Source organism: Candidatus Litorirhabdus singularis, from assembly GCF_026262625.1.
Classification (GTDB): domain Bacteria; phylum Pseudomonadota; class Gammaproteobacteria; order Pseudomonadales; family Halieaceae; genus Litorirhabdus; species Litorirhabdus singularis.
In genome coordinates, this window is sequence record NZ_SHNN01000001.1 from 1,490,896 (window position 1) to 1,515,803 (window position 24,908).

Here is a 24,908-nt window from a genome sequence, read left to right on the forward strand (position 1 = left end):
TAATCGCGTTTCTTGTTTTCATGATGTGACTCCCGTGATGAGATGCTGTGTACACAGCATTTTCTTATCGCGCCAGCAGTCATCTGCTGGCGTTATCTAATGTAGTACAGAGGCCAAATGTCTGCCGGAGTTATATGTGTCAGCAGCTGCCAGGTCCTTGTCCTTGTGGTGAAAAGGAGAGGTTAGTTAGGCCATCGTTCAATTCTGATTTCTTACTTTAACTCCAGGGAAAGAATAGATAAAATCGTTTGTTTCAATGATATTGATAGGTATTACCGAATATGGATCGACTTTAGTATGAATATAAAGGATTTACGTTATTTTCTCGCTGTTGCAGAGCTACAGCATTTTGGCCGGGCCGCGGAGCAGTGCTGTGTCAGCCAGCCCACGTTGAGTGGTCAGATTAAAAAGCTCGAAGCCGAGCTGGACGTTACTCTGCTGGAGCGGACCAATCGGCGTGTGATGCTTACCGAAATCGGAGAACAGGTGGCAGTGTCGGCGCGGCGTATTTTGCGTGAAGTCGATACCATTCAAGACGCTGCCAGAAGCAGCCACGACCCGCTTTCCGGCAAATTCAGGCTGGGTGCCTTCCCTACGCTGTCGACCTATATCTTTCCCAGTTTGGTACCTAAAGTGAAACAGTCGCTGCCTGATCTCAGGCTAATCCTGGTCGAGGAAAAGACCGCCGTGCTCATCGAGAAGCTTCGCCACGGCGAGCTTGATGCCGCCCTGCTGGCATTGCCGGTGCGAGATGATTTTCTGGTCAGTCAGGCGTTGTTCGATGATGAGTTTCTGCTGGCCGTGCCGCCAGAGCACGAACTGGCGAGCCAAAAGAGTATTGATCAGAGTGTGCTGAAAAATCACCGATTGCTGCTGCTTGAAGAAGGCCACTGCCTGCGGGATCAGGCGCTGGAGGTGTGTCAGCTTAATGGTATTGCAGAGGAACAGGACTTTCGGGCAACAGGCCTGGAAACGTTGCGGCAGATGGTTAAGGCGGGGTCAGGGATTACCTTTATGCCGCGCATTGCGGTACAGGCTGAGGAGGCCAATATCCGCTATGTCCCTTTCACCCATCCGGCGCCGGTTCGAACGATCGGCCTGGTATGGCGAAAAACAACCGCGCGACAGCCGGTCATTGATAAGCTGGTGGAGCAGTTGGGAGGATAGTTTAGGTGCGAAGTTTGAGTGACTCTCCGCTGGCACATTGTTACCTTTCTTTGATCAATTAGAGGACAGGAGTGCACCATGGAGTTTTGGCTAGCCTGGTTTCATGAAAGTAATCTGGGAGCAGATGTTAAAGCGATAGCCTGCGCAGCTGAGTCATTGGGTTATACCGGTGTTGCCTTGTCCGACCACGTGGCGCTGCCGAAAGAGCAGCAGAGTCGACATCCACTACTGAACATACCCTATGATCCGCTGACGCCCAATATCGAGCCGATGACCACAGCGGCCACTATGGCTGCTGTGACCACTACGCTCCAGTTTATGACCTATTCCTATGTTATGGGCATGCGTGATCCGTTTACGGTAGCCAAACAAGCGGCGGCGCTGGCAGATCTCTCAGATAACCGCTTTTCCCTTGGTATTACGCCGGGCTGGAACGGCGAAGAGATGGCCTTACTGGGCCATGATCCGGCCACCCGCGGTAAGCGCTTTACCGAAGCTATCGATGTGATGCGCGGGCTGTGGTCCAACGACCTGTTTTCTTATCAAGGTCAGCATTACAACTTTGAGAACGTGGGTATGGCCCCGCGGCCAGTGTTTGCACCGCCGATATTTGTGGGTGGCAATTCGGCAGGCTCCATCAAGCGAGCGGCAGCTAATGCAGGGTGGATTGGCATGAACCACTCGGTTGAGGAACTGAAAGTCCTGCTGGCACCGTTGGATGAGTTATCCAATGGCAGCGCTGCCAAATATGTCATTGCCGCCGAACCGTTATCAGATAGTTATATCGACCAGTTGGCAGCTCTGGGTATCCGCGGTGTCGTATTGATGCCCTGGTCGATCATGGACCCTGCTGCGGCATCAGTTGCCAGTAAAGTTACTGCAATGACAGAGGTTGCTCGCACCTGGAAATAAGTGGGTGCAGGCTGGCGGATTTTATTGATGGTGGGTTTATCAAGACAGATCACCGAAGCGTGTCGGAGAACTTTACATTCACGCCCTGGTGACGCGTTTCGCTAAAGCGTGAAAGGGCTGAAGATCGAGTATGCCCTTTGCACCTGTAAAAGGTTTTGAGTTAATAGAGGGAAGGTGCGCGAAAGTGCTACTAGATGCCTCTGTGGTGACAGAAAACCTGGCACGACGCAGCTAACCCTGCAAAATCTCCTTATCGACAAATGCTACGAACTCGGCATCCAGCATATTCCGTCCCTGCGATTTCCACCAAGCTCTGCCGCCAGGCCGACTTAGATAGAACGCGACATTCTTTCTGATCATCGGCCACCAGTAGTCTTTCTGGCGCCGTGATTTGTTGAAGTGATAAGCCTCCTGAAAGTCCAGAAACATGCCGTACATGTAAGATCCAAAGCGCCACCTTTCCTCGCGCGTAACCTGGTCCGGGTCGTCCATCGCACGGATATAGAGTTCCATCAGGCCTGGAGTGCCTGCGATGAATTTGGAATTATCCATATTGCGATCAGTCTGGTTCCGCAGAATGGCTTCTCGAGACACAGCAGTGCCCTGTCTCACCTGAATAGCTAGATAGATCAAAGTGATCAATACAGCTACTACACCAATCATCTCGGCGATTGCGCCTAGTGCCTCCCAGTTCATATCGTCTCTCCTCGAAAACAGGTCACGCTGTCGCAACAGCATAGCCTCTGGTATCCCAAGTGCAAACAACGCTAACGTCGCGGGGGGCCTTTGCACTGATATCATAGAAACCTTGGCTCTTGGCGCGGCCTGTGCCAGCATTGCGTGTAACTAAGAGTAGCAAGGCAGGGACACGGATAAATGAGAGGGGCACAACCCAAACTGGAACGCCTGCAGGCTGGCCAGCCACCGGCGGGCGGTTTGCTGCTGAGGCCAGGAAAGCTCTTTCTGATCGTGTTTCTAGCCATCGCGCTACTCGGCACTGCACTTAACTTTAGCCGCGACACGCGCTATGAAAGCCGAGCCACCCTGTTAACCTCGGCTAAAACCGCGATAGATCAGATCAGCGAGGCAGCTGATATTCAGCATGTGGCCATTCAGCGTCAGCGTCTGCTTAGCGACGTACTACTTGGCGCAGTAACGCAAAAGCTGGCTATCTCTGGCTTACCCGCACTCAATCCGCAGCAGATTCGTGAGTATTTGCAGGTTCAGCCCATCGCGGACACTAATTTGGTAGAGATGGTGGCCCAGGGCGGCGAACCTGAGCTACTGCCAGCACTGATCAATCACTGGGTCAGCAGTTATACAGAGGCGCGAGAGCAGGAGATTCTGAATAACAGGGATACCACAACCGAACAACTCTCAAGTCAGGTTGAGGCAATGCAGGAACGTTTGGACGCCTCGCGCGATGCCCTGACTGAGTTTCGTCGTGAGCACGATATTGTGTCCGCCGAGCGCGAAGAAAATGCGGCATTGTCGCGGCTTGGTGGACTTAACAAATCACTGAACAATGCTTTTGAAGCGGAAACACTCGCTCAATCAGAGCTGGAGAGTTTACGTGAGGCTATAGCCCGGAAAGAACAGTTTGTGCCGGAGCAGCAGCGTGGCAAACTCAGAGCACTGGAAGAAGAGCGCCAGCAATTGCAGGCGCGTCTGGCAGCGCTGGATTTACGTTACACCCGTGAGTATCTGGCCTTACAGCCTACGCTGAGTGTCATACCCGGGCGTATTGAGGAACTAGAGCGCGAAATTGGCGCGTTGAAGGCATCGGGCAGTATTCAGGTGCTGGATGAGGCGAGGCAGCGTTCTGCCGCTGCTAAGCTCACCCGCGCTAGCCTGGAGCAACAGCTGGCGGTGCACAAACAGAAGGTCAGCGAGTTTAGCGCGATCTTTGATCGGCACCGGGCGCTGCAGAGTGACCTGGAGAACCTTGAGCAACTAAACCGTTCAGCACAGTCACGGTTGTTGCAGGTACAGACTTCGCAAGTTGAAAAATACCCTCAGGTCGATGTGGTGGCTTCACCTCATGCACAGGCCCAGCGCATAGGGCCGCCCCATGGGCGTGACACATTGATTGTTCTGGCTTTAGCGCTGCTTGGCGGACTATTTTCAGTCTGGCTGGCCCGCTTTCTGCAACCCGCACCAGCTACGACTACGGTGACCGTCACCGGTGCGCCATTGGGCGAGCACGAACGGCTTGCCTTTCAGGCGGCTGAACGCGAAGCATTGGAGCAGCAGCGACAGTTGGCGTTGGCTCAGGATGCAGAGGCAATTGATTCAGCAGACACAGATATCGATGATAATGAGCCGCCTGAGTCAGGTGCTCCGCGCTAGGCTCGAGAAGCACCCAGGAGCGCAATTCTGCCAATAGACTGGCGGCCAATTATCAACCCTGAGGCTTAATAACTTGGTGGCAACAGGATCTGCTGCTAGTCTCTGCCCTATGCTTGAAACTCCATCAGAAGAAGACTCCATATTTCTTTCACGTGCAGACGTAGACGAGCCTTTGTCCAGCTATTCCGAATATGGTTTTGAGCTGGAAGAAGTGTTCTGGCCATCGGTGGAACACTATTTCCACGGCATGAAATTTGAGAATGAAGACTATCGTGAACGAGTGCGCAGTGCGGCTCATCCCAAGCAAGCGGCCAAGCTGGGTCGCACGCGCTTCAAACGTATTCGTCGTGACTGGTCCAAGGTGCGACGAGTGGTAATGACGCGCGCTGTCTATACCAAGTGCCGTACCCACCCCGAGGTGGCCAGCCGACTGCTTGCCACCGGCGATAAAACATTGGTTGAGAATAGCCAGTACGATTATTTTTGGGGGTGCGGCCGGGATCGCCGTGGTCATAATAACTACGGCATGGTGTTGATGGATGTACGCGAGCGCTTGCGTGAAGAGGCAGCGTCCTTAACCGACTAATTTCACTTTAACCTGACGCGGTGAACGTTTATCCAGAATCCGGAACAGTTCGATTACATTATTGTGGGTGCAGGATCGGCCGGCTGTGTGCTGGCCAATCGCTTGACCGAAGATCGCAATACTCGGGTATTGCTGGTTGAAAGTGGTGGTAGCGACAACAGCATTTTTATAAAAATGCCGACGGCGCTGTCCTATCCGCTGAACACGCCGAAATATAACTGGGATTATGTCAGCGCCGCTGAGCCCTACCTGGATGGGAGGCAGTTGGACTGTCATCGGGGTAAAGTGCTGGGCGGTTCCTCGTCGATTAATGGCATGGTGTATGTACGTGGTCACGCCAAAGATTTTGATGAATGGCAAACACTGGGCGCCAATAACTGGGACTACGCACATTGTCTGCCCTATTTTAAAAAGGCAGAGAGCTGGATCGGCGCCAGCGATGAATACCGCGCTGACGATGGTCCGCTAGCAGTTAACCTGGGCAACGAGATGCGTAATCCACTCTATCAGGCGTTTGTTGATGCCGGTGTGGAGGCGGGTTACAACGCGACAGCAGATTACAATGGGAAAATGCAGGAAGGCTTCGGGCCAATGCAGATGACGGTCAAGAATGGCGTCCGGTGTTCGACGTCTTTGGCTTATCTGAAGCCCGCCAAAAGCAGGCCTAATCTGACCATCAGGACGAAGGTGCTGGTGGAGAAAGTGCTGTTAGAAAACAAGCGCGCCGTTGGTATCCAGTATCAACATAAAGGCAAAATTCATAAGGTCATGGCGCAGCGTGAAGTGATTTTGTCGGCTGGTTCCATCGGCTCGCCGCACCTGCTGCAACTGTCTGGAATAGGACCCGCTGATGTGCTCAAAGAAGCTGGCATAGAGCTTAAGCATGAATTGCCTGGGGTGGGACAAAACTTGCAGGATCATCTGGAGTTTTATTTCCAGTACCGCTGCAAGCAGCCGATCACCCTGAATGGCAAGCTAGATCCAATCAGCAAATTGTTGATCGGTATGCGCTGGTTCTTTTTCAAAACCGGGCTGGGTGCCAGTAACCACTTTGAATCCTGCGGTTTTATTCGCTCCCGAGCGGGGGTGGAATGGCCTGATATGCAATATCACTTTTTGCCGGCAGCGATGCGCTACGATGGCAAATCCGCTTTCGACGGCCACGGATTTCAAGTACATATTGGGCACAACAAGCCCAGCAGTCGCGGTTGGGTGAGAGCATTGTCGGCAGATCCCGGCGAAAAGCCCTGGATTCAGTTTAACTACTTGCAGGAGCAGGCGGATATCGAGGGCTTTAGAGCCTGCGTGCGGCTGACTCGGGAAATTCTCAATCAGCCGGCCATGGACCCCTTCAGAGCGGGAGAAATTCAACCTGGCGAGCACATCGTCAGCAATGCCGAAATTGATGCCTTCGTAAGGTCAAATGCTGAAAGCGCTTATCACCCATCCTGTTCCTGCAAAATGGGAGAGGACGTCATGGCGGTGGTAGACTCCGAGACCAGAGTGCATGGTATACACGCGCTGCGGGTGGTGGACTCCAGTGTGTTCCCGAGCATTACCAATGGCAATTTGAATTCACCGACTATCATGTTGGCAGAACGTGCCTCCGATCTCATTAAAGGCGTTGCGCCGCTGGCTGCTGAGTCTGTTGAGGTTGGTCTGATTGAGGGGTGGCAAAGCGCGCAGCGAAACGGAGTTCCGCGGCGCGTTGTCGACCGCGCGTAGAGTTATTTATGACTGCCTGGTTATCTGTTGGAATTATTCTTACGCTGGCCGCGAACCTCTTTGTACTAATACGTTGGGGTGGTGTCACCTGTGTAGGTGTTACGCCGGTTAGATCCGTAAGTTTCATTGCCATTCTGTTTACATCTGGCCTGGACGTGGGGCTAATCATGTTTCCCCTCACTGAATTTCCGGTTTATGCGGATATAGTGACTAACCCTGAGTACGCCTTTTCAAACCCGTTGGCGATAGAGTTTGGTTTTTGGGGTTTTCTGGTTTGGAGTCTGTATTTTCTTACCTGCTTCTACTTTTGCGTGATTGAACCGAAAGTAAGGTTCTTTGATATTCCGTTCGTAAAGCTGGTAAACAACGTCATTATTGTTGGCACATGCGCCTTTACTGCCAGCTTGTTTTTGAGCAATTTACCCTGGTACCTGCCCCAATTGGGCGATGGTGAAACTATTACCGGTGTCTTCTACCTGATGGCTCTGGCGGTCATTGCCGCTGCCGTCCATTCCAGTTCCAATTTGCGTTATGTGCGTCTGCTGAGCCTCGGGTCAACGGCGCTGTTTCTTGGCCTTATTGCCTTCATGGGAATGCTATTTGTGTTGGGCACAGACAATAGCGTCACCATTTTTTTCTCCAACCTGAACCTGGTCACCCGCTATTTTGAGCAGCTGCATAATTTTGTATTACCGATAAACAGCTATCACGAGTTCTACCTGTACTGGTGGTTTGCCTGGAGCATTATGATTGGCCAGTTCACCGCTCGTTTCGTCGGTGGATTTAAAACCTGGCAGCTGCTGTTTGCCATGCTACTGGTTCCTTCCGTGCTGATCGCCCTGTGGTTTACTGTGCTCTACAGCATTTATACGCAGAACATATCGATTGAGGGGCCCGTATCGGTATTGATGGCCTTCGTTGGCGTCGTGTTTGTCGTTAATTCGCTGGATTCGCTGATTCGTTTATATAGCGACAACCTGTCTCTGGGGCTGCAGCGTCTGGGCTATAGCAGCTACTTTCTTGGCAACGTTGTTACGCTGGCGATACTCACCTTGTTGTTCCAATTAGACTTTTTGAAAATAGAGTGGGTGGGCGCCCTGGTGATTGCGTTGTTTATAAGCTGCCTGGTCTACATCTGTTTGAAGCGGCGCGCACAAGTTCTCGGCATTACGGGGTCGCCACCAGAAAACCTGTTAGATTTCAGCAAGATCCAGTCAGCGCACTAACCCCGCTGCCAGCGTCCGTCCGCTCAACGCCAGCTTCGCGATTCACTGCAATTGCGCACGCAGGGCATTGGATCGCTGATCCGGCTTATCATGGCTCCACCCCGGCGCCAGGAGCAGATATTTCAGTTTGTCTTGCCAGCGGCGGGCGCGAGCAATGTCATGCCACATGTTGGCGTATTCATCAAAAGCCACTCTGAATACATTGCCGGATTTGATGTTGGTGGTAATGCCGTAATTAACCCGCTCGCTTTCCAGCTCTTCGCTGAAGGTACCAAACATTCGGTCCCAGATGATCAATATGGCCGCATGATTCCGGTCGAGATAGATGACGTTGGAGCCGTGGTGAACGCGATGATGAGAGGGAGTGTTGAATAGAAATTCTATCCATCTGGGCAGTTTGTAGATGGCCTGAGTGTGCAGCCAATACTGGTAGATCAAGCTCACACTCATCATGGTTACTATCATCACCGGGTGGAAACCCAAAAAGGCCAGCGGCAGCCAGAAGGGATATTTGATGAGCCGCTCACCGACGCCCTGACGCAATGCTGTGCCCAGGTTGTAGTACTGCGAGTTGTGGTGAGAAACGTGGCCCGCCCACATGAAGCGAACTTCATGATTACCGCGATGGAACCAGTAGTAGGTGAAATCGTCGAGGAAAAACAGCAGCAGCCACCAGGGCCAGCTGGTGCTGACAAAGTCCTTTAATGGCGACAGCTCATAGACCACGAACATAAGCCAGATGCCTGCCAGCTTGGGCAGCACGTCGACAAAGGCCGTTAGTACCATGACCCCCATAGAGGTCATGAAGTCGTTGCGTTGATATATCTCGGGATGACTCTTGAATGCCCAGCGGCCCTCAATTGCGAGCGCCAGTAGGAATATCGGCAGGGCCATCATGACCCAATCTTCCTGAAATACCTCGGATACACTTGCCGCCATAACGCTTCAAAACCTCATTGCCTGTTGATATGCCGTAGCGCGCGGATGGAGCTTACAGCTGCTGAATGTTCGCTGGAAAGTGTTACGCCTGGCGAAATACTGAAGCCAGCTGTGGCTGGATGCCTGACAACTTAACCGGCTCAGATGGTACTGACAAGTCAACCGCCGAAAATTGCCCGAACTGTCCGGGTAATGTACATAAAGACGAGTATTCTGCCGCCTGCGCGCCTGGGGCAGGCCACCAGTGACCTGTTAGACCGGATATTTGGCCTGCATAACCTGCGACCGGGCCGCCGCGTCTCTGCTCAGGCGCTTGCGATCCGGTCAGAGCGCACCATGTCCACCGGGATGCCGGACAGATGCGCCATACCTGATAGCTTTTCAACGTTTGCATAGCCATCGCCGGCCAGGAAGTTGGAGTTTACGCCCGGATGTTGTTGCGCATGCGGCAAACCATCCGCCTTCTGATGCCCCCAGCATTGTGGAATCGCTACTACTCCCGGCATCATCTCATCGGTTATACGCACGGGCAGGGTGATACTGTCTAGCGGGCTACTCACATCGACGTAGTCCCGCTCGGCCAGTCCCAACCGTTGTGCATCGACCGGTGATATGTAGGCGTAATTGGTTTTATCCTTGACCAGCCGCGGCGAGTTGGCAGAGGAGGTGTTCATCCGCTTGATCTCACGCTTACCGATTAACTTCATCTTGTCCAAATTGGCCCTTTCATCGTCAAACAACGGTTCAACCCGTTCCTTGAACGCGGCTACGAAGTCTGGCGGGCCAAGGTCTACCAGCGCGTCATCGGTCAGCACACGATCGGTACCGAGAAAGTTATTGCCAGGGTTGTCTGGCAGGCGCAGGCCGTGGGGGTGGTCCTTGAGCATCGACTTGAAATTCGGTTGCCCGGATTGTTTCAGCATGCCGCTGATCAACATTTTAGGCACATTGATAAAACCCAAGCGGGTACCGGTTAGCCGGGCCGCCAGTTTCAGAATACCACTGAACATAGGGCTGCCCATCAGGGTCACTCCAAATTTGTCGGCCAGCCGTGTATATATCCACCACTCTTCACGCACCCCAGGCGGGGGGTCGAGTACCTTGTCCGCTGCATACAGGTAGGGTGTAGGTGTGCAGCCGACGAAGGACTGCAGGGCGTAGGGCATGCCCGGACGCTCCATCCAGGTTGCGGCGGGCAAGATATAGTGCGCCAGGTTGCCGGTCTCGTTGCGAAACCAGTCAATCGACACCAGTAGCTCGAGTTCGCCCAGCGCGTGCTCCAGACGGTTGCCCGGATTCGGCACCGCCAGCATCGGGTTCGAAGCCTCGACAAAAAGTCCGCGCACCTCGCCGCTGAGAATATCGTCGGCCAACATCGCCGCCGGTTGTTGGCCTGATACTGTGGGCAGGTCATCAGAGCGGTGAAAGCCCAGTTTTAATACCGGGTCATCTTTGGCCTGCAGGGCAAAATCGATGATGCCCTCGCCAATCAGGTTGCCGCCGCGGCGATCAAAATTACCGGTAATAGCCGAAATTGATTCCAGCAACCAGTAACAAAGAGTGCCACTGCGGCCCTGGTTAACCCCGGTTGCCATGTTCAGCGCCGCGCCGTCAGCGGCCAGATAGGCGTCTACCAGTTCCAGCAGGGCGTCCGCGGTGATACCTGTCACCTCAGCCTGACGCTCCGGCGTCCAGTCTGCTACCGCTTCTTTTAAGTCATCCACGTTTTTCATCGTCCGGGCGATGAGTTCATGGTCAAGCGCGTCGCGGCGGAAGATCTCGTTACAAAACGCCGCCAGAAAAAATACATCAGTATCAGGGCGAATGAAAAAGTGTTCTCCGGTGCGCGCAGACTCAACCCGTCGCGGGTTGATCCATACCACCCGCCCGCCGCGTTCGATAATACCGGCAAAGCGATCCCGTGAACGTGGCAGGTGGTAAAGCGTGTTGCCAGAGACGTTAGGGTTGGCGCCCAGGATCATCATAAACTGGGTGTGATCCACGTCTGGGTAGGCCAGACGCATCGCTGACCCGTACATGTCGCCATTGACCCGAAACTTGTTGGTGGTGTCGCAGCTGCCGGTGCCATACATGCGGCTGGAGCCAATGCCCTTGTAAAACTCGCCGCGAAATATCGGTGACATCAGGTTGGCCCCGCCGGGAGCGCCGACGAAATTCCCAAAAGCCTGAGGGCCGTCACGGTCAATAATGCTGCGAATTTTTTCTGCTATTTCGTCGAGGGCCTGTTCCCAGGAAATAGCTTCCCATTTATCGCCAGTTCGTTTCATGGGCTCGATAATGCGGTCGGGGCTATGTTGTACCGAATCAAAGCGGGTGCCTTTCACGCACACGTAGCCGTTGGAGACGACGTGCTCCGGGTCCGGTCGTATGTCCGCAATGCGATTGTCTTTTACATCAACTTCGAGTCCGCAAAATGATTCGCAGAGAGAGCAGAACGTGAGCCTGGTTTCCGTCATGGAATTAGCCACCTGTAGCGGGAATTTTTATTGTGTGCTGTCTATCATAGTCCTCCTTAATCGCGAACGGGCCATAAAGCGATGAAAATGTGTCCACCCTTCAACTATTTGCACCAGCTGATCAGTGCTGCTGTTGCCGGTCGCGCTGCTAAGATTGGACCTGACTTCCTATCGGTAGAGCGTTAAGATTCGCAGTCTTTATATTCTCAACAGGAACTTCACATGGCTATCAACCGACGCTCGCGCAATATTACCGAGGGTGTACAACGGGCACCTAATCGATCCATGTTTTATGGACTGGGCTATGAGGAGGAGGATTTTGCCAAGCCCATGATAGGTGTAGCCAACGCCCATTCAACGATTACGCCTTGCAATGCCGGTATACAACCTTTGGCTGACGCTGCCACGGTAGCTCTCAAAGAGGCTGGGGCCAATGCACAATTGTTTGGTACGCCCACCATTAGCGATGGCATGTCGATGGGCACCGAGGGGATGAAGTACAGCCTGGTATCACGCGAAGTCATCGCGGATTGCATAGAAACCTGTGTTAGCGGGCAATGGATGGACGGAGTTTTGGTGTTCGGTGGCTGCGACAAGAATATGCCCGGTGGAATGATGGGTATGCTGCGCGCTAACGTGCCTTCGATCTTTGTCTATGGCGGCACCATACTGCCCGGGCGGTTTAATGGCCGTGATTTGAACATTGTCAGTGTCTTTGAGGCGGTTGGGGAGCACAGCGCGGGGCGAGTTTCCGATGCTGATCTATTGGCCATTGAGCGTAATGCCATACCCGGCAATGGCGCTTGTGGCGGCATGTACACAGCCAACACCATGAGCTCAGCGTTTGAAGCGTTGGGGATGAGTCTACCTTACTCAAGTACCATGGCGACGGTGGAGACGGAGAAGGCGAAAAGTACTGAGGAAAGTGCCCGCGCGCTAGTAGAAGCTGTTAAGCGTGACCTTAAGCCTAGCGATATTGTGACGCGGGAAGCCATTGAGAACGCCGTTACCGTGGTTATGGCCACAGGTGGGTCGACCAATGCGGTACTACACTTTCTGGCGATTGCCCACGCGGCCGGCGTGCCATGGGATATCGATGATTTTGAGCGCATACGCCGGCGGGTTCCGGTGTTCTGTGACCTGAAGCCAAGCGGCAAGTATATGGCCATCGACTTGCACCGTGTGGGCGGTATACCCCGGGTCATGAAAATGTTGCTGGACGCGGGCTTGTTGCACGGTGATTGCATGACCATTACCGGTTCCACTCTGGCTGAAAACCTGGCTTCTATCGAGTCTGGCTGCCCCCCTGATCAGGATGTCATCCGGCCATTGGATGCGCCGCTGTATGCAGAGGGCCATTTGGCCATATTGCGCGGCAACCTGGCAGAAGAAGGCTCGGTCGCCAAGATTACCGGTCTGAAAAGCCCGGTGATGTCGGGCCCCGCGCGAGTATTCGAAGATGAGCAGTCGGCGTTGGAGGCCATATTGGCAGGCAAGATTAGCGCCGGTGATGTGGTACTTATGCGCTATCTCGGCCCCCGCGGCGGTCCTGGTATGCCGGAAATGCTCGCGCCTACCAGTGCATTGGTCGGACAAGGCTTGGGAGAGTGCGTAGGACTGGTGACCGATGGCCGGTTCTCTGGCGGCACCTGGGGCATGGTGGTAGGGCACGTCGCTCCTGAAGCCTATGCTGGAGGTTTGATCGCCCTGGTCGAGGAAGGCGACACGATTACGATTGATGCACATAAGCAGCTTTTGCAGCTTGATGTTGCCGATGAAGAGATTGTGCGACGACGTGCGGCATGGGTGCGCCCGGAGCCACGTTACCGACGTGGAGTACTGGCCAAGTTTGCCCGCAACGCGGCGTCGGCTAGCAAGGGCGCGGTGCTCGATTTGTACGACGATGACTGGAGCTAGCTAACATGCGTAAATGGCAAATAGGCGAGGTTACCGTAACCAAGATAGTGGAGATGGAAACGACGGGTGGCGCCAGCTGGATTTTGCCGGATGCATCACCCGCTGAGTGCCGTGATATTGAATGGCTGAAGCCCAATTTCATGGACGAAGAAGGTGAGCTCAAGTTCAGCGTGCATGCCTTGGTAGTGGAAACTCCCAGCTGTACTATCGTCGTCGACACCTGTGTCGGCAATGATAAGGAGCGCAAGCCGTTTAGAGATTGGCATCAGCTGCAAACCTCATTTCTGCAAGACTTCGCCGGCGCCGGGTTTGATCGAGACACGGTCGACCATGTGCTGTGTACTCACTTACATGTAGATCATGTGGGCTGGAATACCATGTGGGTAGATGGCGCCTGGGTGCCAACTTTCAGTAACGCCAGCTATCTGGTTGCGCAAGATGAGTACGACCACTTCAGTCGTACCGATATCGAAGAGATCAATCAGCGGGTTTTTAACGATTCCGTGGCACCGGTCTATGAGGCCGGGCTGATGCAATTGGTGGCCACGGATCATCAGGTTTGCCCCGAGGTAGATCTGGTGCCTACCCTTGGTCATACCCCCGGCCATGTCAGTGTCCGGATCCGCTCTGGCGGTGAGCAGGCATTGATTACCGGTGACTTTGTGCATCATCCCTGCCAGATGGCGCGTCTGGACTGGGGCAGTTCGGCAGATCTGGATGCCGCTGCAGCCGATGCTACGCGCCGCCGTGTGTTTGCAGAATATGCCGATACCCCTACCTTGATCATCGGTACCCATTTTGCGGGCGTGACTGCTGGTCATATAGTGCGCGACGGTGATGCATTTCGTCTGCAAACCTGAAGCGTCAGGTGCTGACCTTGTTGAATGCTATGGAGGTAACTTATGAAACTTCAACATAATATCAATCCCGGTCAGCGTCCTTATTTGAAGGATCGGCATGAACAGCTCAGTCAACTCAGTTGGGAACGTATTCGCGCAGAGCGTATCAGTCCCTGTCTTGGGGCCGAAATTAGCGGTGTTGATCTCAGCAAACCACTCGATACGGAAACCTTTGATGAAGTGCGTGCGGCGCTGTTGGCCTACCGGGTCATTTTCTTTCGCGACCAGGATATCACCGCACAGCAGCACATGGACTTTGCCAAACGTTTTGGTGAACTGGAAGAGCACCCCTTTATTCCCTCCGATGCGCCTGACGCAGAAGTCGTGCGCTTTGATAAAGACGAGAAGGCCGTGGGTGTAGAGAATCTTTGGCATAGCGATGTCAGCTGGCGTGAAATCCCTTCACTGGGCTCAATCCTGCGTGCGCATATCGTGCCGGAGATAGGGGGTGATACGTTGTTTGCCGACATGGTAGCAGCCTACGAATGCCTCGATGAAGAAACCAAGGCGTTGATCGAGGGCAAGAGTGCAGTTAACGATTTCACCCAGAGCTTTGGCGTGTTTCTTCGCCCTGAGGAACTTGCCGAACAGCAGAAGAGATTTCCCGCGGTCGAGCACCCGCTGGTGCGCACCAGCCCTGACACAGGCGAAAAATCCCTCTATGCAAATGGTGTTTTCACCAGCCATATAGTCGGCATGGATCGTCAGGCTAGTGATACGCTGCTGGGTCGACTGTTTCTTGAGGCCGCCGTGCCGGAATACCAATGCCGCTTCAAGTGGCGCAAAGACAGTATCGCGTTTTGGGATAACCGAGTGGTACAGCATTACGCGGCTAACGACTACTGGCCCCAGCGCCGGCAGATGGATAGGGTTACCATTATCGGTGACAGGCCCCGCTAGCTTAATCCGCCGTCGCGGCGCCAGGCTCGTGCCTGGCACTTTCGCGTTTTACTCTGGCCCAGCGGAACGGCGCCAGAATCTGCGCCCACCAGGTCATCGGAAAGTCAGGTAGGTCAGCAATGCCAATGTCTCGCGGTGGTTCTCTATCCTTGGGTAGAAAACGCGTACCGAACACCCAGTCCCAAATGCTGATGGTCTGGCCAAAATTGGTATTGGCCTCTTCTATGGTGCGGGAATGGTGCCAGCGGTGTAGCTCCGCCATGCTAAAAATCCAGTTGAGTGGGCCCAGTCGCAGCTGCAGATTGGCGTGTTGGAAAATACCGTGAACCGATGACACCAGGCCGAAATAGGCCAGCACCAGTTCGTTGCAGCCCAGCATAACGAGTAAAAAGTAACTGGGGACATAAGTCAGCATGATATCGATAGGGTGAAAGCGGCCCGCATTGAGCCAGTACAGCCTGGGCGCGCTGTGGTGTACGCTGTGAAAACGCCACAGGCCATCCCAGGAATGCTGCCATCGATGCACCCAGTATCCCGGTAGTTCGCCTATAACCAGTGCCAGCGCGATCTGTGCCAGCAGGGGCCAGTCTTGTGGCCACAAGCCGGAACCCAGTGCCGCGGAAAGCCAGGCCGCCGTGGCGACACCTGCTGACACGACGAAGGGCGCCAGGATTGCGGTGGTAATGCCAATGCCTGCGGTGTGCGTAGCGTCCACTCGAATATCATGTTGCGAGCGCAGCCAGCTCTGGTGGTAGGGATAGATGCGCTCGGCAACTGCAACCACGAAGAAGGCCGCAAATTGCGGGCCCAATATGGCCAGAGCCGGGTTCACGCCGCGCACCATAAGGAAATAGGACCCGGCAATGACCGTTGCCATGACAAGCGGAAACACGCTCCATTGGAATGCCGTGGGCGCCATGCGCAGAGGCGGGTGGGTAGTTTGAAGCGTCGCGTTCACGGCGTTTGTTTATCCCCGGGGCTGAATTATTATAGAGTTTTCCGGTTTGATCCTTATTGGTGCTGCGAATAAGTTAACTGGCGGTCTCTGGCTGAGTCAATACAGTACTGTATACTCCCGCCGCGCACCAAGGTTGGTAGTGGAGTTGTCAGGGTCAACAAGCCTAGAGTGATCCAGTGCAGCAGAGGCGTCGTAGGTTGGTCTTTATCAGGGATAGTAATAGGCATGCGAACTTCATCAAAATATCTGGCGGTTTTTTGTTTCAGCGGATTGCTGGCCTGCCTATCCTTATCCGGCAATGCAGAAGAATCCTCCCCCAAACAATTTGGCCCTTGGGTGTGGGGCGTTTCAGGGGGCACCTTGTATCAGTTTGACAGCGACTTTGCCGACGGCCCGGGTGAGTTCAATGTCACGCGCGGGGTTCTGCAAGGTAGCTTTGGCTATGCCTGGGATAGAAAAACCAGTGTTTCGTTGTCGATAGGGGCCGGTGTCTCTGAGTACGAATTCTCGCAGCAGGCGTCAATCGGTGGCGAGCAGCCCTGGGATCAAATTCGGGATTACCGCGTGTCCTTGCCGATACGTTTCGCCCCATCCGAGAAAACCAGCGTCATCATCATTCCCAGTGTGAGAACCTATATCGAGTCCGGTGCCAGTCTCAGCGAGGGACGAACAGAGGGTGTGTTAGCGGGCATGAGTTGGAAGCTATCCGATAGCTTGACGCTGGGGCCGGGTTTTGGCTGGTTCAGTGAGGTCGGTGGCGGTAGCACAGCGTTTCCCATTGTGGTGATAGATTGGAAGATCACCGATAGGATTAGCCTGACCACCGGCAGTGGTCTTGCTGCTTCGCAAGGTCCGGGTTTGACCCTCAATTACCAACTGGCGGATAAGTGGACGCTTGGGCTCACCGGCCGCTTCGAACAAACGCGCTTTGCGTTGGATAGCGATGGCGACGATGGCGCGCAAGTGGGTGAAGATCAGAGCGCGCCACTATTGGTGACGGTTGAATATAGCCCCTGGCCCATGACTAGTATGAGCCTTTTGGTGGGCGCGGAATTCGCGGGCCAACTCACTCTGGAAGATGCGAATGGTGATAATGTTGCCAACTCAGAGTTCGATACTGCACCAGTGATTGGGTTAACGTTTTCCTCACGTTTCTAGCTGGCTGGCGACTCGGCTACTAGTGGTTATGGAGGCGGCGTAACCGTTTTCATTTAAATGCAGTGAAGCGAGAGCAAACCCGATTGATGCCAAAGTGATCCCTTGTGCATACGCAAGCCCGGGGTTTAGCACCAGGTTGAAGGCCATCGCGGTCAGCCACATGAAGATCGCCCATAGCTGCGGGTTGAGGCGGCCATAAATTTTCTTAAACTGTATATTGGCCGCCCAAAGCCGCGACCAAATCTTGATGTGCATGTAGAGATACAGGAAAGCCCCCACTACACCATATTTGTACAAGGTACCGATAAAACCAATATCGTCGGGGAAAAAATAGGGACCAACAATATCCTGGTAAGTCGCGCCGTAAGCGTTGTCCTCACCGGCACCAAATATCAAGTGGCCGGGTATCTGCTGAAAAGCCAATTCAAATGATTGCTTGCGTAACCCTCCTCCATCAGATCCGAGGAATACATCCAGCATCATATCAAAACCTACAGGAATACTTAGGATAAGCAGCGGAGACATCACTACCACGAGTGGAATCCTGTTCTTCGAGGCGAACAAGGCGGGGTAGAGAAGCATAGCCATAGCCATCGTGGCCAATGTGGAGCGAAACATCACTATCGACCATATATAGATAGCAATCCCCATGACTGACAGCGATATCGCCCATGACATGAAAGTCCGTGCCTGGCCCACACCAATAAATGCAGCCATCAGTCCAACCATGATGGCAAAGAGAGGGGGCTTCAGTCGGAAGCCGCGCCAGTCGTCGTAAGTAACCAGGTTGCTGAGTGTATGGTCGGTAGAGAAAAACAGTGACTTCAAATCGAGAGTGAAGTAAAAAAACAGGTAGTTAAGCATCAGTGCAACGAGTGCGAAGCGCACGGTGGTTTCGACAACCCTAACGGGCAATCCGGTCCTGCACAGGAGATAGACTCCAGGACCAACAAACGCCAGCATGAATTCACGGGCGGAGAAAAAGCTATATAGAGGGTTGCCGCCATAATTGACATAGAAAGCCATTGAACTGATGAGCATGATTCCAAAGATCAGACACACAGGTTTCAAAACCCAGTCTTTCAAGTTGTCCAGGTTCAGTTGGAAAACTGCTCGCCATGCGCCCAGAGACATTAGAAGCAGAGCGCTGAAAATGCCCAGCTCTTGTAGTCGGTTAGACATGTAGTAGCGGCCGCCTTGACAGCCTGCGAATATTGCCAGAAACAGCAAACTACAGATCAGCGGCTGAATATTCAGGGGGCGATGCGCGACCCGTTCTTCCAGCTTGTATTGTAGTGTTGAATCCACTGAGGTTGTCCTACGCTCGGAAACTGCTTGCGCCGAATAAAACAGACAGGACAACGCGCGCGTTACTGAACTGGCCGCGCATCAGTCTCTTTCCAATTTCCACGCAGCTATGTAGGTAACACCAAAGCATACTGCCCCGGTGATGCTTTTTCATAAAAAGATGTTTACTCCTGAAAATATGAAAGTCGGCCAGGAGTGAGGGTGTCGATTGCTGCCAGCTTGGTGAACCGATAGAGCCGCCCTCGCGGTGATAAATGTGCGCATCGCTAGCGATACACGGGCGATTAGATGGGCCTGCTCTGGTAAACCAGTCAATTTCTTCGTAGTAAAGAAAATAGTCTTCACTTAGCAGTCCAACTTTTTGCAGCAGATCGCGAGGTATCAACATTGAACAACCACTTATATAGTCGATCCGCTCCTCAATCAGATTACAATCATTCAGCTCGCCCTCTGATCTAAATCGACCCTCAGATTCGAGGGCAACGCCGGTGCGGCTATTGAAACGATTGCCTCCGATGGCTTGAATGGTCTGTGGGTTATCAAAAAAGTGTATGACTGAGCCACACACTTTTGGAGTGGTTTCTCGCTGCAGACGGTGCTGCATATTCGACAAACAAGCGGGCTCGACCAAAGTATCATTATTCAGTAACCATACATGTGACATGTCAGGCTGATTAAGCGCGTAGCGAATCCCGACATTATTGCCTGCGGCGAATCCACCATTGTCTTCATTGTCTATCAATATCAAGGGTGCCGCGGTGTCGCTGCCAGGCTCTGCCCTGATGCCCGTGGCAGTGAGATTGATGTGCGCTATGGGCCGAGTTGCTCCGCCAACTAATTGTTGTAAGCGAGGGTCCTCTGGTGGCTCCGCTGATATTTGGTTTCTCGCCCAGGCGGCTATCTTTGACAAACTGTCATCACTTGAATTGTTGTCACAGACAATGACGCGGAAAGATGAATCTGTAGACTCAAAGATCGACTCCAGGCATGCGATGGTGTCTCGCCAGCCATTCCAATTGAGAAGAATTATGTAGGTAAAAGTGTCAGTCATTGTTCTGTTCCGTTTTGTTGGATATTGTGCGACCAGGACGTGGTGTGGCAGGCCTGCTTAACTGAAGAAAAATGCTGTGTGAGCCTGGCTTTGACCTGTCACCCCAACTGTGATGCAGCCATATTTTTGCGTAGCTGGCTCATTAGGGTATGGGTGGCTTCTGGGCTCAGCCCGATGTTGGATTGGAGCAGAACGGCCTGTGGTGAATCTCTATGGTCAATTTCATTGAGGAATTTTTCGGTTTCGTCTTTAAACCAAAGGCACTGGCATAGATCGTTCGGATCATGAAAGTGGCCGGACTCTTCAATGCCTATGACGTGCTCGACAAAAACACCGTAAAGTGTATATTCGGAAACCGTCATTCTTCTGCCCACGGCCTCATGCCATGGGCGTTCCTGGCGCTCTTCAATATGGCGTTTCAAATGCACCACGTTACTGCGTCTCCAACTAGCCAGTGCGCCAATGTAGTCACTGCCAAAGTATCTGGGACTAAAGCCCAATAGCTCCGCCGACGCGTGGTGCCATTTCAGGTGTACACCTTCATTTTTGTGCCCCGGCTTTCTGTGGAGGCGCAGGGCTCCATCTCGAAGTAATCGATCATGCTGTAGTGGTTTTAGAAACTCGATATCAGAATCAACAAAGATAATATTTTCACGGCTAGTCACAACGTCTGCACACAGCTTAGTCACCTGTTGGACCATCCAGCCCCGAATCGGCCACATGCTGTCATCGAGCCACCACTTCTTGAATAATGGCAACTGAAGGAACCGGCCTGGCAAAACATCTTCTGTGCTAAGAATGGTTCGGTTTTTCGACTCCAGTGTGGAAAAAATTTTCCTGTCGCGATCAGGTACGATAATAAAATGCGCAGTGTCTGGGCTGATTAGGGCGTCGACGCTTGCACAAAGTCGAGCGCATCGTTCAAAGTCTGGTCGGTAAGAGCAGGTGATGAGAGCGAGTTGCTCATTGATGTTGGTCGGGCTCATAACGGGGTTCCTAAGGGATTATCTGGGCAGCTGTTTAAGACGTTGCAGGCTTCATGCCAATCTATGGCGAACCGATGGTGATAGCGTAAAGGGATGTTTTATATACCCTTTTTTCAATTTTTGGTCGTAGCAGGGGCGCCATCTTCGCGCGGCGACAGCGACGATATCTAGATTGGCGAAACGGCTTGCACCCTGAGTTGCAAAATGCAAAAAAACACCAGCAGTTGCAGCCCAGAAAAGCATCATGGTTTTGGAGCACCGTCATTGGCCGCTAACTCCAAATATTGCGCCCTATAATGGGTGATTTTTTGCAACATACCTGCCAGTAGTACCCAGGCGAGGACACCAAAAACTGTCAGCAGAAAGCCCGTTACTGTGCCGATTGCTATTCTCTTCTTCCGCGACATGTTAAAGCTACGGTAGGGTAGGGCTGCCGGGTCGATAATCTCCAGGGCATACTCCTCCCGTGCGTTGGCTAACATCGCTATCGCTGTCTGTGCTTCGATCAGTCGGTAAATGGATTTCTGCATTTCCAATAGATCCGAGCGGTTGAGTTCCTGCTTCAGGTATTCCTGTTTACTGCGCACGTCATTGATCGTGCGCTCACGTATGAACTCGTTAAAGCTCCGTACATACTGATTCGCCCAGTCTCGCGCCACGGCAGGGTCTGGCCAATTCATGCCGATGGTGATGATGTCGGTTTCCTCATCCCGACTGACGTTGCGCACTTCGTCCCGGAACCGGGTGAATACCTCGCCACGGTCTGGTGTAAAGCTGCCTCTCCAGCGTTGTTCATCTTCGATCCACTGCGTCGGATAAAAATGCCGGTAGACGTTATGCTCGTCGAGAAATCGCATAGTGAAGTCTCTGGAGTTTAGTCGTGCGCGCATCACGTCGTTGTAGTTATCATGAGTGGTCCCCATGACGAAGCCATGTTCAACCAGAGTGAGTACTTCAGAGGCCCGTCGGTCATCGGGAGACACTCCGCCGGGGTCCTCGATATCGACCACGCTTACCTTGATGGCGGACTGGAACATGTAGGGTTTGGAGTATGCGGCAAAACCTGCCAGCACGGCGGACACAAGAACAGCGATGACTAATATCCAGCGGGCTTCGATCAGCGCGTTTAGATAAGGCATGAGATCCAGTTCCATTACCGCGCTTGGCTTGTGACTTATCGTTTCAGTAGTGTTCATTTCCAGATTCCAGAGTTTGCAGGTAGGTGCGGACCTGTATCAAATTGGTGGCTTTCGAATTCTAACGGTGACACAAAGGGCTTCCCGACAGCTATGTCGTTTTGAGCGCGCTTAGGTATTCAAAGTCACCATCGCTCAAGCACAGTACAGCGTTGATTTTCTCCTCAGAAACACCGAGTTTGCAGAGCGACGTGAACAGGTCGAAATCGAGATTTGCCAGTATGATCGGGTCCATTCCAGGTGGGTTGATATCATCGTTCTTGCTTCCTAATGGCTGCAGAGCGGGGATTGTTGCGTGACGGGCTGTTTCGCTGTTCCTTAAACTGTGCATGATTTGATTCCTCATCTCGTTGTTTGTGCTAATAGCGTTCTCTAATGCTGATATAGCAAGATGCGTGCCAGCCCTGTTAGCCACACTTGTGACTGTTTGGGCTGAATTTTTCGCTATGTGAGTTGCAATTTGCGAGTCGGAGTAAGCAAAATTGCAGAGTGAGAGTGTTGAAGTTGGGGTTAAATCGCTATTTGAGCTACCCGGGCAGGTGGGCGTCTGATCTCAGAGCTGGGTTAAGTGCTCTCTCAGTGTTTGCAAGCTGATGGTTTTGCTGTGTTTCAGCTCCTCAATCCATCCTGTTTTTAGCTCCGAATCGTCGCGCAACTGGAGTTCTATTGCGGCGAAGGCATCGCCAGCTGGCATAAGCCCGACACTGCGAAAGATACTGGACAGGCTGTGTACCTGGCGTTGCATCGCTGCCTTATCTGCTTCGATATCCGCACTTAACAGCTCTTCCCAGCGTTGCTCTGCTTCGGTTAGAACCTTTTTAAGCACTGTTTTCAGGTTGTCAGTGCCAATTTGTCGACTAAGCTCGGCCAGGACTGTTTGATCAATTATTTCTTCAGGTGCAAGTGTTTCTTGAGGCTCATTATGGGGAGCTCCAGCGCTTGCCAAGTCACGGCTCAGCCATTGTCCAAGCTCTATGGCCAATGCCTCCTTGACGATCGGTTTGGTCAGGTAGCCATTCATCCCGATTTCCATGCAGGCAGCCTTCTCCTTGTCGTATGCCAGTGCTGTCAGTGCCACTATAGGCAGATCCCGTTGATCCTTGATCTCGCGTATCTGGCGGGTCGCTTCGATGCCATCGAAATCGGGCATATGGATGTCCATCAATACCAGATCAAAGTTGTCCTGCAATGCGGCGGAGACTGCCTCAGTGCCGTTCGTTGCAGTGCTGACCTCTACACCCATTGACTCGATAATCATTCTGCCTAGTAGTAGGTTGGTCTGATTATCGTCAACCAGTAAAACTTTACCGGTAAGTTCGCCATCTGGTTCAAGCACTGCGTTTGCAGGCAATATCTGGCTGTCGCTGGCTTCCGCTACTTGTGCGATCGTTGGCCAATCAAACCAAAACGTTGAGCCCACTCCAAGCTCCGAGATAACGCCGATTTCCCCTCCGGCATGTTCTACATTGCGACGCACGATATCGAGTCCAAGCCCGGTGCCTGCGTCGGCGCGGCTCCCCGCAGAACTGGGTAGGCTCCAGAACGGCTCAAATATGCGCTGCTTCTTGTTCTCGGCAATACCAATCCCGGTATCGCTGACGCTGAATTTCAGAGTGCAGTTCTGGCCCGCTCCAGCTATTTTTTGTACCTTAATGTTCACTGAGCCGCTATCGGTAAATTTGACCGCATTCACAATGAGGTTGAGCAGTGTTTGGCGGAGTAGTGGGGCGTTGCCCATGCAATGCCTTGGTATGTCGGGCGCCAGCTCCAACGTTACTTCCAGCAATTTTTCCTGCGCTATGGGGCGCAGGATGTCTGTGCTGGACTGAACCAGTTGTAGGACATCGAATATGCCTTCTCCATCTTCTCCTGCCAGCTCAAGCTTGGATAGATCCAGTACGTAGTTGATAACGTCCATCAAATTGTGGGAGGCGCTTTGCGCCAGCGAGATGAGTTGGTGGTGCCGCGTTTGATCAAGAGGGTTTGCTTCCAGTAGAGACAGCGCGCTCACCACGCCGTTTAGCGGCGTGCGCATTTCGTGGCTCATCTGGGCGAATAAGCGGTGCTGAGCATTATTTCTTTCTTGCAGTTCGTCCTTGGCTTTTGTCAGTTCAGTGTTTAGACTTTCCAGGTCAGCAACCATGCGCTTCTCTGTCGTCATGAAAAACAGCTGGTCGAGTTGGACATCTTGTGGCGCAAAGTCACTTAAGGTGACACCAATGTCTGGGCAATTACTGGATATCCAGTAAAGCCAGGGGGCCCCATAGAGACACATTACAGGCTTGTTGTCGTAGCTGGTAGGTATGAGCTGGCCGCGAATCGCGAAACGTCCGCTGATGGCTGTCATGAGGCATAGAGACTCTTGGGACGCTAGCGGATCGGAGAACGTTTGCAGCTTGCCTGGGCGCAGTATGTCAAAGACGTCGCACAACAGCGGGTTGTCTTTGACCTCAGGCAAATAACGACTGACTGTTTCGCTGGCGTAGACTATGCGCATAGAGTCATCGAGGCATATTACAACGGAAAACAAACGCTGCAGTTGATCCCAGGGTATGTCTGCCCAATCGTTCATTTTGGCGCTAGCTCAATCTGAAAAATGGTATGAGTTCCCTCATCCACCTCCACTTCGACCTGATCCAGGATGTTCAGTGGGCTGCTAAAGCGTATTGCCAATCCCTTTAAAATTCCGACGACAAACGGCGTCAATCCCTTACGCTTGCTGACGTAATGAATGAGGTGGCCGTTGTCGGTTTTCTCTATATGAAATTCGGGCGGTACATAATTGATGAAAGTACTGCTAATACGGTCATGCAGAGAATTCATATTGCCAAGAAATTCCAGCATATCGTTACCGGCAGCATCCAGAAGCATGCCATATGACTTGGAGGCTGTTTCCAGGACCCAGTACTCGCCGAACATTTCCAGACAGGCATCGGCAGGTGCGTTCAGTACCTCCGAAGCTGCGACCACAAGGGAGTAGATGATTTCGTCGTCATAGGAGCGCATGGCCAGAAAGGAGGCGTCAGGTACTCCGGAGCTTGCGAGTACTTCCTGCCATATTTCTTCGCCGTATTTCTCGTTGATCATGTCTTTCAGTGAGCTGTGTATTAGGCCGTACATAGCAGCGGTGTCCTTTTTGATGATTGGCTGAGTG

General features: G+C 52.9%; 21 protein-coding genes. 10 read left to right on the top strand and 11 right to left on the bottom strand.

Going from position 1 to position 24,908, the window contains the following annotated elements; genetic code table 11:
* The first annotated feature begins 297 nt into the window (after positions 1-297).
* Both EYC98_RS06710 and EYC98_RS06715 read left to right on the top strand, forming a co-directional pair.
* Positions 298-1,167 (top strand): LysR substrate-binding domain-containing protein, encoded by an 870-nt coding sequence (locus tag EYC98_RS06710; protein ID WP_279244544.1) that lies wholly within the window; start codon positions 298-300, stop codon positions 1,165-1,167.
* Positions 1,168-1,245: 78 nt separating this feature from the next.
* Positions 1,246-2,079 (top strand): TIGR03619 family F420-dependent LLM class oxidoreductase, encoded by an 834-nt coding sequence (locus EYC98_RS06715; RefSeq protein WP_279244545.1) that lies wholly within the window; start codon positions 1,246-1,248, stop codon positions 2,077-2,079.
* Positions 2,080-2,310: 231 nt separating this feature from the next.
* Here EYC98_RS06715 and EYC98_RS06720 read toward each other — a convergent pair whose 3' ends face one another.
* A complete protein-coding gene (locus EYC98_RS06720; protein WP_279244546.1) occupies positions 2,311-2,775 on the bottom strand; it encodes a hypothetical protein in 465 nt (154 codons plus the stop codon).
* Between the two features lie 180 nt (positions 2,776-2,955).
* On the opposite strand from EYC98_RS06720, the gene EYC98_RS06725 reads away from it, so the two are divergent.
* From EYC98_RS06725 to EYC98_RS06740, 4 genes are all read left to right on the top strand, one after another.
* Complete coding sequence (locus tag EYC98_RS06725) at positions 2,956-4,428, top strand: GumC family protein (RefSeq protein WP_279244547.1); 1,473 nt, start codon at positions 2,956-2,958, stop codon at positions 4,426-4,428.
* A gap of 109 nt (positions 4,429-4,537) precedes the next feature.
* Complete coding sequence (locus tag EYC98_RS06730) at positions 4,538-5,014, top strand: NADAR family protein (RefSeq protein WP_279244548.1); 477 nt, start codon at positions 4,538-4,540, stop codon at positions 5,012-5,014.
* 30 nt (positions 5,015-5,044) lie between these two features.
* On the top strand, positions 5,045-6,739 hold the full coding sequence (gene betA / locus EYC98_RS06735) for a choline dehydrogenase (RefSeq protein WP_279244893.1): 1,695 nt from the start codon (positions 5,045-5,047) through the stop codon (positions 6,737-6,739).
* Between the two features lie 8 nt (positions 6,740-6,747).
* On the top strand, positions 6,748-7,965 hold the full coding sequence (locus EYC98_RS06740; protein WP_279244549.1) for a BCCT family transporter: 1,218 nt from the start codon (positions 6,748-6,750) through the stop codon (positions 7,963-7,965).
* A gap of 42 nt (positions 7,966-8,007) precedes the next feature.
* On the opposite strand, the gene EYC98_RS06745 is transcribed toward EYC98_RS06740, so the two are convergent.
* Together EYC98_RS06745 and EYC98_RS06750 are read right to left on the bottom strand one after the other, a co-directional pair.
* Positions 8,008-8,904 (bottom strand): sterol desaturase family protein, encoded by an 897-nt coding sequence (locus EYC98_RS06745; protein WP_279244550.1) that lies wholly within the window; start codon positions 8,902-8,904, stop codon positions 8,008-8,010.
* 305 nt (positions 8,905-9,209) lie between these two features.
* On the bottom strand, positions 9,210-11,381 hold the full coding sequence (locus EYC98_RS06750; RefSeq protein WP_279244551.1) for a molybdopterin-containing oxidoreductase family protein: 2,172 nt from the start codon (positions 11,379-11,381) through the stop codon (positions 9,210-9,212).
* 222 nt (positions 11,382-11,603) lie between these two features.
* Between EYC98_RS06750 and ilvD the strand changes: the two genes are divergently transcribed.
* Genes ilvD through EYC98_RS06765 form a run of 3 tightly spaced genes read left to right on the top strand, consistent with a single transcriptional unit; the run spans position 11,604 to position 15,097 of the window.
* Positions 11,604-13,298, top strand: coding sequence for a dihydroxy-acid dehydratase (gene ilvD / locus EYC98_RS06755; protein ID WP_279244552.1), 1,695 nt, complete (start codon positions 11,604-11,606; stop codon positions 13,296-13,298).
* Positions 13,299-13,303: 5 nt separating this feature from the next.
* Positions 13,304-14,158: an MBL fold metallo-hydrolase gene (locus tag EYC98_RS06760; protein ID WP_279244553.1), complete on the top strand. Its 855-nt coding sequence runs from the start codon at positions 13,304-13,306 to the stop codon at positions 14,156-14,158.
* A gap of 42 nt (positions 14,159-14,200) precedes the next feature.
* Complete coding sequence (locus tag EYC98_RS06765) at positions 14,201-15,097, top strand: TauD/TfdA dioxygenase family protein (RefSeq protein ID WP_279244554.1); 897 nt, start codon at positions 14,201-14,203, stop codon at positions 15,095-15,097.
* A gap of 1 nt (position 15,098) precedes the next feature.
* On the opposite strand, the gene EYC98_RS06770 is transcribed toward EYC98_RS06765, so the two are convergent.
* Complete coding sequence (locus tag EYC98_RS06770; RefSeq protein ID WP_279244555.1) at positions 15,099-16,055, bottom strand: sterol desaturase family protein; 957 nt, start codon at positions 16,053-16,055, stop codon at positions 15,099-15,101.
* 225 nt (positions 16,056-16,280) lie between these two features.
* On the opposite strand from EYC98_RS06770, the gene EYC98_RS06775 reads away from it, so the two are divergent.
* Complete coding sequence (locus tag EYC98_RS06775) at positions 16,281-17,213, top strand: hypothetical protein (protein ID WP_279244556.1); 933 nt, start codon at positions 16,281-16,283, stop codon at positions 17,211-17,213.
* Here the strand turns inward: EYC98_RS06775 and EYC98_RS06780 are convergent.
* From EYC98_RS06780 to EYC98_RS06810, 7 genes are all read right to left on the bottom strand, one after another.
* Positions 17,202-18,521, bottom strand: a complete 1,320-nt coding sequence (locus tag EYC98_RS06780) for a hypothetical protein (RefSeq protein WP_279244557.1) — start codon at positions 18,519-18,521, stop codon at positions 17,202-17,204. The genes EYC98_RS06775 and EYC98_RS06780 overlap by 12 nt on opposite strands.
* A gap of 10 nt (positions 18,522-18,531) precedes the next feature.
* A complete protein-coding gene (locus EYC98_RS06785) occupies positions 18,532-19,572 on the bottom strand; it encodes a glycosyltransferase family 2 protein (RefSeq protein WP_279244558.1) in 1,041 nt (346 codons plus the stop codon).
* Between the two features lie 98 nt (positions 19,573-19,670).
* Positions 19,671-20,558, bottom strand: a complete 888-nt coding sequence (locus EYC98_RS06790) for a DUF6492 family protein (protein ID WP_279244559.1) — start codon at positions 20,556-20,558, stop codon at positions 19,671-19,673.
* Positions 20,559-20,800: 242 nt separating this feature from the next.
* The gene (locus tag EYC98_RS06795) at positions 20,801-21,754 is read right to left on the bottom strand and encodes a GumC domain-containing protein (protein WP_279244560.1); all 954 of its coding nucleotides are present in this window, start codon (positions 21,752-21,754) and stop codon (positions 20,801-20,803) included.
* Between the two features lie 91 nt (positions 21,755-21,845).
* Positions 21,846-22,085, bottom strand: coding sequence for a hypothetical protein (locus EYC98_RS06800; protein WP_279244561.1), 240 nt, complete (start codon positions 22,083-22,085; stop codon positions 21,846-21,848).
* 222 nt (positions 22,086-22,307) lie between these two features.
* Positions 22,308-24,326, bottom strand: coding sequence for a response regulator (locus tag EYC98_RS06805; protein WP_279244562.1), 2,019 nt, complete (start codon positions 24,324-24,326; stop codon positions 22,308-22,310).
* Entirely contained in the window at positions 24,323-24,874 is a 552-nt protein-coding gene (locus tag EYC98_RS06810; protein ID WP_279244563.1) for a heme NO-binding domain-containing protein, read from the bottom strand. The genes EYC98_RS06805 and EYC98_RS06810 overlap by 4 nt, the downstream gene beginning before the upstream one ends.
* Positions 24,875-24,908: the final 34 nt, after the last annotated feature.

What these genes read in the sequence shown, in the direction of transcription:
- EYC98_RS06795 (WP_279244560.1), bottom strand. Translation starts at nt 21,754, where the DNA reads ATGAACACTACTGAAACGATAAGTCACAAGCCAAGCGCGGTAATGGAA.
- EYC98_RS06760 (WP_279244553.1), top strand. Translation starts at nt 13,304, where the DNA reads ATGCGTAAATGGCAAATAGGCGAGGTTACCGTAACCAAGATAGTGGAG.
- EYC98_RS06800 (WP_279244561.1), bottom strand. Translation starts at nt 22,085, where the DNA reads ATGCACAGTTTAAGGAACAGCGAAACAGCCCGTCACGCAACAATCCCC.
- EYC98_RS06715 (WP_279244545.1), top strand. Translation starts at nt 1,246, where the DNA reads ATGGAGTTTTGGCTAGCCTGGTTTCATGAAAGTAATCTGGGAGCAGAT.
- EYC98_RS06740 (WP_279244549.1), top strand. Translation starts at nt 6,748, where the DNA reads ATGACTGCCTGGTTATCTGTTGGAATTATTCTTACGCTGGCCGCGAAC.
- EYC98_RS06710 (WP_279244544.1), top strand. Translation starts at nt 298, where the DNA reads ATGAATATAAAGGATTTACGTTATTTTCTCGCTGTTGCAGAGCTACAG.
- EYC98_RS06810 (WP_279244563.1), bottom strand. Translation starts at nt 24,874, where the DNA reads ATGTACGGCCTAATACACAGCTCACTGAAAGACATGATCAACGAGAAA.
- EYC98_RS06730 (WP_279244548.1), top strand. Translation starts at nt 4,538, where the DNA reads ATGCTTGAAACTCCATCAGAAGAAGACTCCATATTTCTTTCACGTGCA.
- EYC98_RS06765 (WP_279244554.1), top strand. Translation starts at nt 14,201, where the DNA reads ATGAAACTTCAACATAATATCAATCCCGGTCAGCGTCCTTATTTGAAG.
- EYC98_RS06785 (WP_279244558.1), bottom strand. Translation starts at nt 19,572, where the DNA reads ATGACTGACACTTTTACCTACATAATTCTTCTCAATTGGAATGGCTGG.
- EYC98_RS06745 (WP_279244550.1), bottom strand. Translation starts at nt 8,904, where the DNA reads ATGGCGGCAAGTGTATCCGAGGTATTTCAGGAAGATTGGGTCATGATG.
- ilvD (WP_279244552.1), top strand. Translation starts at nt 11,604, where the DNA reads ATGGCTATCAACCGACGCTCGCGCAATATTACCGAGGGTGTACAACGG.
- EYC98_RS06750 (WP_279244551.1), bottom strand. Translation starts at nt 11,381, where the DNA reads ATGACGGAAACCAGGCTCACGTTCTGCTCTCTCTGCGAATCATTTTGC.
- EYC98_RS06805 (WP_279244562.1), bottom strand. Translation starts at nt 24,326, where the DNA reads ATGAACGATTGGGCAGACATACCCTGGGATCAACTGCAGCGTTTGTTT.
- EYC98_RS06775 (WP_279244556.1), top strand. Translation starts at nt 16,281, where the DNA reads ATGCGAACTTCATCAAAATATCTGGCGGTTTTTTGTTTCAGCGGATTG.
- EYC98_RS06725 (WP_279244547.1), top strand. Translation starts at nt 2,956, where the DNA reads ATGAGAGGGGCACAACCCAAACTGGAACGCCTGCAGGCTGGCCAGCCA.
- EYC98_RS06720 (WP_279244546.1), bottom strand. Translation starts at nt 2,775, where the DNA reads ATGAACTGGGAGGCACTAGGCGCAATCGCCGAGATGATTGGTGTAGTA.
- EYC98_RS06790 (WP_279244559.1), bottom strand. Translation starts at nt 20,558, where the DNA reads ATGAGCCCGACCAACATCAATGAGCAACTCGCTCTCATCACCTGCTCT.